This window comes from Oricola indica (assembly GCF_019966595.1).
Taxonomy (GTDB): domain Bacteria; phylum Pseudomonadota; class Alphaproteobacteria; order Rhizobiales; family Rhizobiaceae; genus Oricola; species Oricola indica.
In genome coordinates, this window is record NZ_JAINFJ010000001.1 from 195,171 (window position 1) to 207,440 (window position 12,270).

General features: G+C 61.8%; 13 protein-coding genes. 5 read left to right on the plus strand and 8 right to left on the minus strand.

All coding sequences use genetic code 11. From position 1 onward, the window contains the following. Nucleotides 1-129: 129 nt before the first annotated feature. The 5 genes from LC343_RS00945 to LC343_RS00965 are packed head-to-tail and all read left to right on the plus strand — an operon-like array spanning nucleotide 130 to nucleotide 4,110. Nucleotides 130-558 (plus strand): YeeE/YedE family protein, encoded by a 429-nt coding sequence (locus tag LC343_RS00945; RefSeq protein ID WP_223475216.1) that lies wholly within the window; start codon nucleotides 130-132, stop codon nucleotides 556-558. 2 nt (nucleotides 559-560) lie between these two features. After that, nucleotides 561-995 carry a DUF6691 family protein gene (locus LC343_RS00950; RefSeq protein WP_223475217.1) on the plus strand — a complete coding sequence of 145 codons (435 nt, stop codon included), beginning with the start codon at nucleotides 561-563 and terminating at the stop codon, nucleotides 993-995. A gap of 34 nt (nucleotides 996-1,029) precedes the next feature. Further along, on the plus strand, nucleotides 1,030-1,914 hold the full coding sequence (locus tag LC343_RS00955) for an MBL fold metallo-hydrolase (RefSeq protein ID WP_223475218.1): 885 nt from the start codon (nucleotides 1,030-1,032) through the stop codon (nucleotides 1,912-1,914). A gap of 16 nt (nucleotides 1,915-1,930) precedes the next feature. Beyond that, on the plus strand, nucleotides 1,931-2,347 hold the full coding sequence (locus tag LC343_RS00960) for a protein tyrosine phosphatase family protein (RefSeq protein WP_223475219.1): 417 nt from the start codon (nucleotides 1,931-1,933) through the stop codon (nucleotides 2,345-2,347). A gap of 11 nt (nucleotides 2,348-2,358) precedes the next feature. Then, nucleotides 2,359-4,110, plus strand: coding sequence for a SulP family inorganic anion transporter (locus LC343_RS00965; RefSeq protein WP_223475220.1), 1,752 nt, complete (start codon nucleotides 2,359-2,361; stop codon nucleotides 4,108-4,110). 78 nt (nucleotides 4,111-4,188) lie between these two features. On the opposite strand, the gene LC343_RS00970 is transcribed toward LC343_RS00965, so the two are convergent. From LC343_RS00970 to soxY, 8 genes are all read right to left on the minus strand, one after another. Then, nucleotides 4,189-5,460 (minus strand): NAD(P)/FAD-dependent oxidoreductase, encoded by a 1,272-nt coding sequence (locus LC343_RS00970; RefSeq protein WP_223475221.1) that lies wholly within the window; start codon nucleotides 5,458-5,460, stop codon nucleotides 4,189-4,191. 38 nt (nucleotides 5,461-5,498) lie between these two features. Next, nucleotides 5,499-6,170, minus strand: coding sequence for a c-type cytochrome (locus LC343_RS00975; RefSeq protein WP_223475222.1), 672 nt, complete (start codon nucleotides 6,168-6,170; stop codon nucleotides 5,499-5,501). A gap of 114 nt (nucleotides 6,171-6,284) precedes the next feature. After that, a complete protein-coding gene (locus LC343_RS00980) occupies nucleotides 6,285-7,382 on the minus strand; it encodes a c-type cytochrome (protein WP_223475223.1) in 1,098 nt (365 codons plus the stop codon). Continuing rightward, nucleotides 7,366-8,622 carry a sulfite dehydrogenase gene (gene soxC, locus LC343_RS00985; protein WP_223476081.1) on the minus strand — a complete coding sequence of 419 codons (1,257 nt, stop codon included), beginning with the start codon at nucleotides 8,620-8,622 and terminating at the stop codon, nucleotides 7,366-7,368. Before soxC ends, LC343_RS00980 begins: the two co-directional genes overlap by 17 nt. A 107-nt stretch (nucleotides 8,623-8,729) precedes the next feature. Next, entirely contained in the window at nucleotides 8,730-10,424 is a 1,695-nt protein-coding gene (soxB, locus tag LC343_RS00990) for a thiosulfohydrolase SoxB (RefSeq protein ID WP_223475224.1), read from the minus strand. Between the two features lie 112 nt (nucleotides 10,425-10,536). Beyond that, nucleotides 10,537-11,358 (minus strand): sulfur oxidation c-type cytochrome SoxA, encoded by an 822-nt coding sequence (gene soxA / locus LC343_RS00995; RefSeq protein ID WP_223476082.1) that lies wholly within the window; start codon nucleotides 11,356-11,358, stop codon nucleotides 10,537-10,539. Nucleotides 11,359-11,453: 95 nt separating this feature from the next. Continuing rightward, nucleotides 11,454-11,780: a thiosulfate oxidation carrier complex protein SoxZ gene (soxZ, locus tag LC343_RS01000; protein ID WP_223475225.1), complete on the minus strand. Its 327-nt coding sequence runs from the start codon at nucleotides 11,778-11,780 to the stop codon at nucleotides 11,454-11,456. 22 nt (nucleotides 11,781-11,802) lie between these two features. Continuing rightward, nucleotides 11,803-12,258 (minus strand): thiosulfate oxidation carrier protein SoxY, encoded by a 456-nt coding sequence (gene soxY / locus LC343_RS01005; protein ID WP_223475226.1) that lies wholly within the window; start codon nucleotides 12,256-12,258, stop codon nucleotides 11,803-11,805. Between the last annotated feature and the right edge of the window lie 12 nt (nucleotides 12,259-12,270).

A 12,270-nucleotide genomic window follows, 5' to 3' on the forward strand; every position in this document is an offset into this window, starting at 1 on the left:
CTCTTGCATATTTGTAATCGTAAATATATGTGAGGTGTCGGCGCTTAGCAAGTCGGGAACCGCGGACATTCGGTTGGCGCGAATCGGGCTGCGAACGCCATATGACGAACAAGGATAATACGAACCGACATGGAAACGGAATTCACCCCCATTCTGGCCATCGTCGGCGGTGTGCTGATCGGTATCGCTTCAGTCCTGCTGATGGCCCTGCACGGACGTATCGCCGGGATGACCGGCATCGTCGGCGGCGTACTGCCGCCGTTCTCGAGCGACTGGACCTGGCGCGCGGCCTTTCTCGCCGGCGCGGTTCTGGCACCTGCAGTGTTGGTGGCCGCTGGCTATGAAATCCCCTTCGACGTCCCGCCGTCCACGCTTGCCCTGATCGTTGGCGGCCTCATCGTCGGCTTCGGCGCGACGCTCGGTTCGGGCTGCACGAGCGGCCACGGCGTTTGCGGCATGGCCCGGGTTTCGCCGCGTTCGATCGTTGCGACCGGCGTCTTCATGGCCTCGACTTTCGCCACGGTCTACGTGGTTCGTCATGTCCTGGGAGGCGCGTGACCATGCGTCTTTTTTCGGCACTCGTCATCGGCGCGATCTTCGGGCTCGGCATCGCCATTTCCGGCATGGCCAACCCCGCCAAGGTTCTGAATTTCTTCGATATCGCCGGCACATGGGACCCGAGCCTGTTGCTCGTCATGGTCGGCGCTCTCGTCACCACGGCAATCGGCTATCGCATCGTTTTCCGCCGCATGCCCGCCCCCCTCTACGAGCGGGCTTACAACGTGCCGGGCAACCGCACGATAGACGCCCGCCTGATCGGCGGCGCGGCGATCTTCGGCATTGGCTGGGGCATCACCGGGTTTTGCCCCGGAGGCGCGATCCCAGCGCTGGGGCTTGCAGAGCCGGAAACCTTCATATTCATGGCCGCCATGGTCGCCGGCATCCTGGCCGCGCGCTTCCTTCAGGTGACCGTTTTGAAAACCGCGACGATCTGACGACGTCGCACCGCATCAGGAAAAGGAGACCACTATGTCGAATTATCCCGTGAACATGGACATCAAGCCCGAAGTCCAGGCCTTCTTCGACCCGGCAACCAACACGATCAGCTACATCGTCAAGGATCCGGACAGCAATGCCTGCGCAATCGTCGATTCCGTCATGGACATCGACTACGCCGCCGGCCGCATTACCTACGATCACGCCGACGAGCTGATCAACTACGTCACGGCGAACGACCTTGAGCTCGAATGGATCATCGAGACCCATGTCCACGCCGACCATCTCTCGGCCGCGCCCTATATCCAGCAGAAGCTCGGCGGCAAGATCGGCATCGGCGACAAGATCATGGTCGTGCAGGACACCTTCGGAAAGGTGTTCAACGAGGGCACGGAATTTCAGCGTGACGGATCGCAGTTCGACGCCCTGTTCAAGGACGGCGACACCTACACGATCGGAAACCTGCAGGCCTTCGCCATCTACACGCCGGGCCACACTCCGGCCTGCATGACCCATGTGATGGGCGATGCCGCCTTTGTCGGCGACACGCTCTTCATGCCGGATGGCGGTTCGGCCCGTGCCGACTTCCCCGGTGGTGACGCCGCGACCCTCTACGATTCCATCCAGAAAGTTCTGGCCCTTCCCGACGAGATGCGACTGTTCATGTGCCACGACTACGGACCGAACGGTCGCGAGATCGAGTGGGAGACCTCGGTTGGAGAAGAGAAAGCGCAGAATATCCATGTCGGCGGCGGCAAGTCGAAAGAGGAGTTCGTCGAGATGCGGACCAAACGCGACGCCACGCTTTCCATGCCGAGGCTCATCATACCGTCGCTGCAGGTCAACATGCGCGCCGGCGAGGTGCCGAAGGACAAGGACGGCCGTCCGATGCTAAAGGTCCCGGTCAACGCACTCTAAGGCGAGGATTTCTCCGATGGATGTCAGGAAACTGGACGACAGGCTCGCGGTCAGCCCGCAGATCGCGCTCGACGACGTAAAAGCGATCGCCGGGCTCGGCTACCAGACGCTGGTCTGCAACCGCCCCGATGGCGAGGATGCGGGCCAGCCGGAATTCGAGCAGATCGCCGCCGCTGCGCGCGCCGCGGGCATGGAAACCGTATTCCTGCCCGTGACCTCGGCGACCATGGGCATAGAAGCGGCCCGCCAGTTCGCCGATATCCTCGCCGCAAGCGAAGGCCCCGTCTTCGCCTACTGCCGCACCGGCACGCGCTGCACGATGCTCTGGACGATTTCCGGCGTTCTCGCCGGAACGCCGAAAGAGGAACTGAGAGACGCCGCAGCGCGCAACGGGTACGACATGACCAACCTCCTGGAAAGCCTGCCCGGCTGAAAGCCAGACCGATGAACGTCAAACTGCCCCCGGCGATCACGCGCCGGATTCCGATCCTCGATTGGGGACGGAGCTACGACCGCAATGCCTTCACGAACGACTCGCTGGCCGCCGTGATCGTGACGATCATGCTGATCCCGCAGTCGCTGGCTTATGCCCTGCTCGCAGGCCTGCCGGCACAGATGGGCATTTATGCCTCGATCCTGCCGATCGTCCTCTATGCCATCTTCGGCACCAGCCGGGCGCTTGCTGTCGGCCCCGTGGCGGTTGTGTCCCTGATGACGGCGACCGCCGTGGGCAATATCGCCCAGACCGGGACACCGGAATACATCGCCGCCGCGATCACGCTGGCCTTCCTGTCCGGCCTGTTCCTGCTCGGCCTTGGCATCTTCCGGCTCGGCTTTCTCGCCAATTTCCTCTCACATCCGGTCATCGCCGGCTTCATCACCGCTTCGGGGATGATTATCGCCGCAAGCCAGCTCAAGCATATTCTCGGTGTCAGCGCATCGGGCCACAACCTGCTCGAGCTTCTCGTTTCGCTCGCCGAACACCTGGGCGACATCAACTGGATTACGCTGGTTATCGGCGTCTTCGCGACAGCAACGCTGTTCTGGGTCAGGAAGGGTCTGAAGCCCCTGCTGATCGCCAGGGGCATGAAGCCCCGTCTTGCCGATGTCGCCGCGAAGTCCGGCCCCGTCGCCGTGGTCGCCGTGACGACCCTGGTCACCTGGCTGTTCTCGCTGGACGAGTACGGCGTGCGCACCGTCGGCGCGGTTCCCCAGGGCCTGCCGCCCCTCACCGCACCGTCCTTCTCGCCCGACATGTGGGCGAGCCTGGTCGGTTCGGCGGTCCTGATCTCGATCATCGGGTTCGTGGAATCGGTCTCCGTCGCCCAGACGCTTGCCGCGAGAAAGCGCCAACGCATCGATCCCGACCAGGAACTGATCGGCCTCGGCATGGCGAATATTGGCGGCGCATTCACCGGCGGGTATCCGGTCACCGGCGGCTTCGCCCGTTCGGTCGTCAATTTCGACGCCGGAGCCGAAACGCCCGCCGCCGGCGCCTTCACCGCGCTCGGCCTTCTGATGGCCTCGCTGTTCCTGACTCCCCTTCTCTACTATCTGCCGCAGGCAACGCTCGCCGCGACGATCATCGTCGCCGTGCTCTCGCTGGTCGATTTCTCCATCCTCAAGAAGACCTGGGCCTATTCACGCGCCGATTTCGCCGCGGTCTCCGCGACGATCCTCGCCACGCTGCTGATCGGCGTGGAGATCGGCGTGACCGCGGGCGTGGCGCTGTCGATCCTGATCCATCTTTATCGCAGCTCGAAACCGCACATGGCTGTTGTCGGCCAGGTTCCCGGCACGGAACACTATCGCAATGTGCTGCGCCACGAGGTCATCACCGATGATCGCATCCTGACCGTACGCGTCGATGAAAGCCTCTATTTCGCCAATGCGCGCTACCTCGAAGACCGGATCTACGACATGGTGGCGCAGCGGCCGAAACTGAAACACGTGATCCTGATGTGCCCGGCGGTCAACGCCATCGACATGAGCGCGCTGGAATCTCTGGAAGCGATCAACGAGCGCCTGAAATCGCTCGGCGTCCAGTTCCACATGAGCGAGGTCAAAGGACCTGTCATGGATAGGCTGAAGCGCTGCGATTTCTTCAACCACCTGAACGGCAAGGTCTTTCTGAGCCAGCACCAGGCGGTCCGCAGCCTGACCGACGGGCCGGATGAGACACCGCAAGCCGCCTGAGCGAGACCTCGCACGGTATCAGAACCAAGGCAAAACGGCCGCGCGATGCGCGGCCTTTTCGGTTCGGTGCCATCGGTATCAGCCGAACATGTCGGACGTGATACCCGCATACCAGCCGATCGATTCCTCGTAGGTCGCCTTGCGGGTCTCCTCGTCCTCGCCGGTCTGGCTGATGAAGGAGGACGTCGATGCAATCTGGCCGTCCTGCGGCGCATATTGCGCACCGACCTTCACGCCGTCATCACTCTCGATAAGGCTCCAGCAGGTATTGGAATATTTCGCCGGGAACACCTTGGCATCGATCAGGTCGCCGCGAATGTTCATCGCCGCCACCTTGGCCTGACTGTTGGCGGAGAAGCCCGATTTGGGCATCGCGCCAGCGATCGACGCATCGCCGATGACGAAGATGCTGTCATCCTCCGTGGAACGCATCGATGCCGCGTCGATCGGACAGAAACCGCTGTCGTTGGTCAGTCCCGCCTCGGCGGCGATCATGCCCGCTTTTTGCGCTGGGATGATATTGAGCAAATCGCCCTTGAACGTGTCCAGCCCGGTTTCGACCGTGCCCGCCTCCACATCCACGCTCTCGATGCCGCCATGAACGGTCGGGCCGTACCACTCGATCATACCGGGATAGTACTTCGCCCAGCCTTCCTCGAAGAGGCCCTGCTTGGAGAACTTGTCCTTCGGATCGAGGACGATGATCTTCGCATCGACGCCCTTCGATTTCAGCACATGCGCCATCATCGAAACGCGCTCATACGGGCCAGGCGGGCAACGATACGGATTGGGCGGTGCCACCATGACGATCTGCTGGCCATTGCCGATCGCGTCGAGCTTTTCCTTCAGAAGCTGCGTTTGCGGCCCGGCCTTCCACGCATGCGGCGCGATCGCGGCGGCTTCCTCCGAATAGCCCTCCACTGAGTCCCAGATCAGGTCGATACCCGGCGAGACGACCAGCCGGTCATAGGGAATGGTCGCGCCATCGGCCATCTGCACGGTCTTCGCATCCCGATCGACGCCGACGGCCATGCCGGTGACCTTTGTGATCCCGTAATCGGACTGCAGCTTGTCATAGGAATGCGTGATCGACCCGAAGTCGCGATAGCCTCCCAGATAGAGATTGGAGAAGAAGCAGGTGGTGAACTGGTCGGAATCGTCGATCAGCGTCACATCGATAGCGCCCTCCGAGTCCTTGGCAAGGTAGCGCGCCGCGGTGGCGCCGCCCGCTCCGCCGCCAATCACGACGACCTTGGGTTTGTCCTGCGCCCGCAGATAGGTCGGCATGGCGAAGGTCGCCGCACCGGCTCCCATCAACAGGCCTAAACGCCGTCTGGTAATCCGTGTCATGAGAATTCCTCCCTTTTCTGGCCCTAGAGCCCTTGCAGTTATTGCGGTTCCAGTTCCGAAAAATACGCCGCCAGCGCGGCGATCTCTTCATTGGCCAGATTGTTGACCCGAAGCTTCATGACTTCGTTGCTGCGCACATTGGTCTTGTATTCAAACAGCGCGGTCACGAAGTAGTCGCGCGGCAGCCCGACGATGGACGGAATACCGTCAGCGTGACCGCTGGCCTGGTGGCAGGTCACGCATTCTCCGGCGAGATATTCGCCGTATTCCGGATCGCCCTCCATCGCCAGAACGATGTCGGCAAAACTGCTCGGCGCATGCGCTTCTTCGGCCTTGTCCTCGACGACCGCCCCGGGGACGCTCACCGAGACATTGGCAAGCCAGCCGATAAGAGTCTCGCGGTCCTCGGCATCGCCCATCCCGCGATAGGACATGCGGTTGCCCTTGATGAAGTCGCGCGGCTTGGCGAGATAGGAATCGAGCGCTTCGCGGTCCCAGGCAAGTCCCGCCTCGCCTGCTTCGCGCATCGCCGTGGAATATTTGAAGCCGTCCATCGTTCCCGCCACGCGGCCGATGATGCCGTCGAGATGCGGGCCGATCTTGTGGCGGGCGCCCTCGCCCACCTCGTGGCAGGTCTTGCATTGGGAAAAAAGGCGCTCGCCGGCCGCATAGGGCGTTTCTTCGGCGAGCGCCAGGGAGGAAGTCGTCATGAACGCCGCGCACAGCAACCCGATCGCGAGCAAACAGGCGACGGCATTCCGATTGTCTAATCCATTCCGCATCGGCTTCCTCCCAGAGCCGGTGCGCATATCGAACGGTGTTACCTAGTCGATTGCGCCACCCGTATTTTCTTCCTCGCTGTCCGGCGTCACATCCAGCACGCGTGCGCGCATGGTGATCCCCACCGGATCCGGCTTGCAGTCGGTCATGCACGGCTCCGACTTGTCGGCGTAGTGCGCTTCCTGCTCCCGGTCGTCAGGGATGAAGTTCTCTTCGTTCGGCAGATGGATGTCGGTGAAGTTCTCGTTGGAGAGCTCGAACTCCTCGTCTTCCACGATATCGTTCAGATAGAGCAGATACGCCGTAATGGCATAGACATCGTCATCCGAAAGCGACCGCGCATTGCCGAAGGGCATGGCCCGGCGGACATAGTCGTAAACCGTCGAGAGATAGGGCCAATAGGAGCCGATCGTCTTTTCCGGACGGTCATCGGTCAACGTGTCCTGGCCACCCGCGAGCACCGGCCAGCGGCCGACCGCCTCGCCGAAATCACCATGGCACACCGCGCAATTGTCTGTGTAGAGCACTTCGCCATCGGCGACCGTACCCGAGCCGACCGGCAATCCGACACCATCGGGACGGATGTCCATATCCCATGCGGCCACTTCGTCTTCCGTGGCGGCCCGACCCAGCTTGAACGCGCCGTCATGCTCGGGAAGCGGCATATCAGCCGCGAGCGCAGGCTTGTCGGCCATCGCGGTCTCGACCTCGGCCTCTTCCATTTCGGCCTCGGCGCTACCGAGGCTCGATGCCATCTTCTCGTCGAAGGTCTTGAGATATTCGATCACATTGGCGACGTCGGCCGATTTGCGCAGGCCCGCGAATGCCATTCTCGATCCCTTGACGAAATCCCGTGGCTTGACGAGGTACTGCGTCAGCGTCTGCTCGTCCCAGCTGATCCCGGATTCGCCAGCGGCTACCATGGCGGCCGAATACTTGAAGCCGTCGACCGTGCCGGCCTGACGCCCGAAAAGATCGTTGAGATGGGGACCAACCCGGCTCTTCGCGCCCTCGCCAACGGAATGGCATGCGGCGCATTTGCGGAACACCTTCTCGCCATCGGCCACGTCTGCCGCATGCGCAGCGACCGGGACGGCCAGAACAGCGGTGGCGAGAAGCCCTGACTTAAGAAACTTCAACATTCTCGACTGCTCCGTCAGCTTTGACATGCCAGGTCTGGATGCCGTTGTTGTGATAGATGGAGTTCTCGCCGCGGGCAGCGCGCAGCTCATTCTTGGTCGGCTGAATGAAGCCGGCCTCGTCCATCGCGCGGGACTGGATCAGCATGTCCGACCCATCCCACTGGAAGTCGTAATAGAAACGGTGAAGCGCCTTCGACAAAGACGGCCCGTCGACACGCGCCTCGTGCCAGTTGCGGCCGCCGTCGAGCGAAACGTCCACGCGCTTGATCCGGCCGTTTCCGGACCATGCGAGACCGCTGATCACCGTCTGGCCGCGCCCGTGGGTAATCGGTGCCTGCGGGCTCGGAGTGGTGATCACGGACTTGACGTCCATGAGCCATGTGTGTCGGCGCGCCTTCCCGTTTGCCAGGAGGTCCGTGTATTTGGAGGTTTCCTCGCGCTGCGCCCATGGCTCGTCGCCGACTTCGAGGCGGCGCAGCCATTTGACCCACATGTTGCCTTCCCAGCCCGGAACCACCAGACGCACCGGATAGCCCTGCTCGGCGCGGAGCGCTTCGCCGTTCATCTTGAAGGCGACGAGGCAGTCGTCCAGCGCCTTTTCGATCGGGATCGAGCGGGTCATCGCAGCTGCGTCCGCGCCTTCGGCCAACACCCATTTGCCGCTGGTTTTGACGCCCGCTTCCTCGAGGAGATATTTCAGCGGTACGCCGGTGTAGACCACGCAGTGAACCATGCCATGCGTGAACTGGCAGCCATTGAGCTGCGCGCCGCGCCATTCCATGCCCGAATTGGCGGCGCATTCCAGGAAGTAGACCCGGTTTTCACGCGGGAAGCGCATCAGATCCTGCATGGTGAAGACGAGCGGCGTATCCACCAGGCCGTTGATCATCAGGCGATGGTCCGCCGGATCGATGATCGCCGTGCCGCCATGATGGCGCTCGAAGCACAATCCGTTCGGCGTAATGATGCCATCGAGTTCGTGCAGCGGCGTGAAGTTGATCGAGGACACCGGATCGGCGGTCAGCCACGGCACGTCGCGCCGAACGACATGAGACTCGAATTCCGACGGCATTCCGTAGGGCGCCGCATCGACGCCGTCGCCGAGATATCGGTTCCAGTCCTGAACCTCGGTAATGACCGGGTCGCCGGCGGCACGCGCCGCGCCGGCTGTCGCAAGAGCAGCACCGCCTGCGATGCCCGCCTGCAGGAAACGTCGCCGCGAAGCGGCTGCGCCATCCATGGTTTCTTTGGTCTTCTTGCTCACACGTTCCTCCCGGATCGCTGACATATTCAATTATATCTATGTATCAGGAAAAAACCATTCTGTCGAATGCATGTTTCCCGCAATCAGGCCTCGACGATGACCGAGGTATTTTCCTGAATCTGCACGACGGGGTTCTTTTCCAGGTAGCTTTCCACCACATCCCAAATCGCCGGACCTTCCGTGTCTTCGTTGACGGAAGCCCAGCCGGCAACGGCATATTCCTTGCCCGGTTCGATCGCCTCTCCCGTCGCGAGCAGCGTCATGTCCGAGATGCGTGATCCCATCTGTTCGTGAATATCGATCCGGTAGCCCATGCCGCCGATCCGCACCATGTCGCCGCCCTGCTGGTAGTAGGGATCGGTGTTGAACAGATTGTCGGCGACATCTTCGATGATGTCCTTGATCAGCGAACCGGTCATCATGGAGCGATAGGCGGAGGGGTAGGTCATGGAGGTCGCGTTGTGCAGGTCCTCCACGGTGATTGTCTGACCCGGCAGCAGGCTCGTGCCCCATCGGAAGCCCGGCGACAAAGCGATGTCCGCGTCGCGTTCAGCCAGCAGCGCATCGCAGATCAGGTCGTCGAAGGTGCCGTTGAAATTGCCGCGGCGATAGAGCAACGATTCCGTCGTGCCGAGTTCGCGCGAAAGCTCCGCTTCGTAGGGCGCGCGCACCTTGTCGATCAGCGCGCCGATTTCGGCATCAGGCGTGATCACGTCGGAGAAGATCGGGATGAGCCGGTACTTGTAGCCCTGCACCGCACCGTCACGCACGTCGAGATCGACGCGTGAAACGAACTTTCCGTTGGAGCCCGAGGCGATCACCAGCGTGTTGTTGACGATCACCGGCTCCGGCAGCGCGTCGTGGGTGTGCCCGGTGAGGATGACGTCGATACCTTCCACGCGCGACGCCAGCTTGCGATCGACGTCGAAACCGTTGTGCGACAGCAGGACCACAACATCGGCCCCCTCCTCGCGCGCGGCGGCAACATTCGCCGCGACGTCTTCCTCGCGGATTCCGAACGACCAGTTCGGGAACATCCAGCGCGGATTGGCAATCGGCGTGTAGGGGAAAGCCTGGCCGACGACGGCGACGCGCACGCCACCCTTGTCGAACATCCGGTAGGCTTCGAATGCCGGTTCGTTCCATTCGGCGTCGTAGATATTACCGCCGAGGAAGGCGAAGGGAAGGCTCTCCACCAGTTCCGTCACGCGGTCCGCCCCGTAGGTGAATTCCCAGTGACCGGTCATCGCGTCGGGCCGAAGCGCGTTCATCACTTCGACCATATCGGCGCCTTCGGTCTGCAGCGAGGTATAGGACCCCTGCCACGTGTCGCCGCCATCGAGCAGCAGGCAATTGTCGTCGCCGCGCTCGGCGCGGATCCGCTTGATCACGGTCGCGACACGATCCATGCCGCCCATCTTGCCGTAGGTCCTGGCGAGCGAAACGAAATCTTCCGAGGTCAGCGCATAGGCATGCGGCGTACCCGGCTCGATATTGTAGAGCTTGAGGAAATCGGCGCCGGTCACGTGTGGCGGAAGCCCGGTGACCTCTCCGACGCCGAGATTGATCGACGGCTCGCGGAAATAGAGCGGTTTCAGCTGCGCGTGAATGTCCGTGATGTGGATCAGCGTGACATTGCCCGTCGCGTCGAAGGAGAGCAGTTCGTCTTCGGTAAGCGCCTGCTGCGCCATCGCCCGCGACCACTGCCCGGTCATTCCCGGTCCGGCGACTGCGGCCGCTGCGACGGATGCCATGAGAAATTCGCGACGTGAAAACATGCCAGTCCAACTCCAGACAACAGTTATCCGTCCGGCCGCCAGCCGGTGAACAACGATGATTTAGAATGAGCGGGCCGGGATCATGGATCCCGGCCGGTTCAGGGCCATGCGCCTACTGGCGCACCGCCGGCGTTTCGACCGAGAGTCCGGTGCCGCGCCAGGTCACGTAGACCTCGAGCGCCATGAGTTCGTCCGAGAATGCGGCCGGGAATTCGGCGCGCGTATCACGGATACATCCACGGAAACGGTTGTGGATCGAGACCAGGCTCGCCTGTTTGAGGCGGTAGGTCGGAAATCCGTTTGCGTTACCCTGGCTGAGATGGTCGGCGCGGATATAGTAGCCGTTGTAGTTCTCGTGACACGTCGCGCAGGACAGGTTCAGCTGACCCGTGCGCGTGTAGTAGAGTTCCTCACCCTTCTCCCACCAGCTCTGCATTTCGCCTTCAGCGAGATCGAGGGAAACCGGCTGACCAAGCGACTGATGCTTGATGAACGCCGTCAAAGGTTTCTGGCCGCCCTTGTCGAAAGCATAGGGCTCGGCGCCCATGTTCTCTTCGCGACACTTGTTGATCTGCAGCTCGATATTGATCGGGCGTCCGCTATCCGCATCCCATTTGGGATAATGCGCACCGATGCCGGCCATGGATTCTGAAGCGTCTCCGTGGCAGGTCGCACAGGATTTGCCCTCGGTGCCCTCGACGGTATTCCAGATGTCCTGGCCTTCCTCGACATAGAGCATGGCGGGGTTCTCGAACGTGTCCGCCTCGAGCGCCCGTGTTTCCTTGGTGCGGTAGTGCCAGCCGGAGATGACTTCATCGAGCGGATGGCCCTCGACGGATTCCGTCCGGGTCGTCATCTCGATTTCACCATCGATGACCAGCTGTTCATCGACAGGCCCGCCAGCAAAGGCCGTTGCGCTGAGCGCACATCCCATCGCGATTGCGGCTGCTGTTACAAGATATTGATGCTTCAAAGGTTTTCCTCCCGGCCAGGGTGTTCCGGCCTGCCCTCCCGCGCAGGCCGAGCGCTTTAGTTGAGCGCGATTTCCTTTTCCTCGGTGTAGACGGATCCGTCGTCGTCCACCCAGGTGAACTTGAACGTTCCGGCTTCACCGACCTTGGCCGTGAACTCCAGATAGGGGTTCGCGGACACGGCCGGCTCGATGTCGCAGGAGAACACCGTCTGGCCGTTGAATTCGCATGTGAACGTGTTGATGATCTGCCGCGGAATGGGATTGCCGTCGCCATCCTTGCGCTGACCCGATTCCATCGGGTGGCTGATCAACGTCTTGATTGTGATGACCTCACCCGCAGAAGCGGACTTGGGCACTTTGACGCGTGGTTTAACAGATGCCATTTCTTTTAACCTCCGGTCTCGATCAGCCGCCGCAGCCGCCGATGGTCACCTTGACTTCTTTTTTGTCCATGAACACCTGACCCGTGCTCGTTTTCGCGACCGCGATCACGTTCTGGGTCTTCGCCAGCCGCATGCGCGTCGTGGCCGAGGCCTCACCGCTCATCGGCGTGAAATTGAAGGTGATCACGTCGGGGCTGGGATTGCCGTCCGCATAGATCGCCACCGACTCCACGTAGTCGTCAGCCGTCATCGGGCTTTCGACCGAAACGGAAACGGGGACCGTATTGCCGTTCTCTGCGATTTCGGGGGCATCGAGCGTGATCGTGCCCGTTGCCGGCTCCGTGCCGCCAGCGAATTCCATGACCTTGGCCATGGCATCCTCAGCAGTCGCCGAAGCGGGACCCGAGCGCATTCCGGCGACAACCCCGATGGCTGCGCCCACCGAAAGGGTGAGCATGGAACGCCGTGTTATTGTCATTACTGTCTCCTT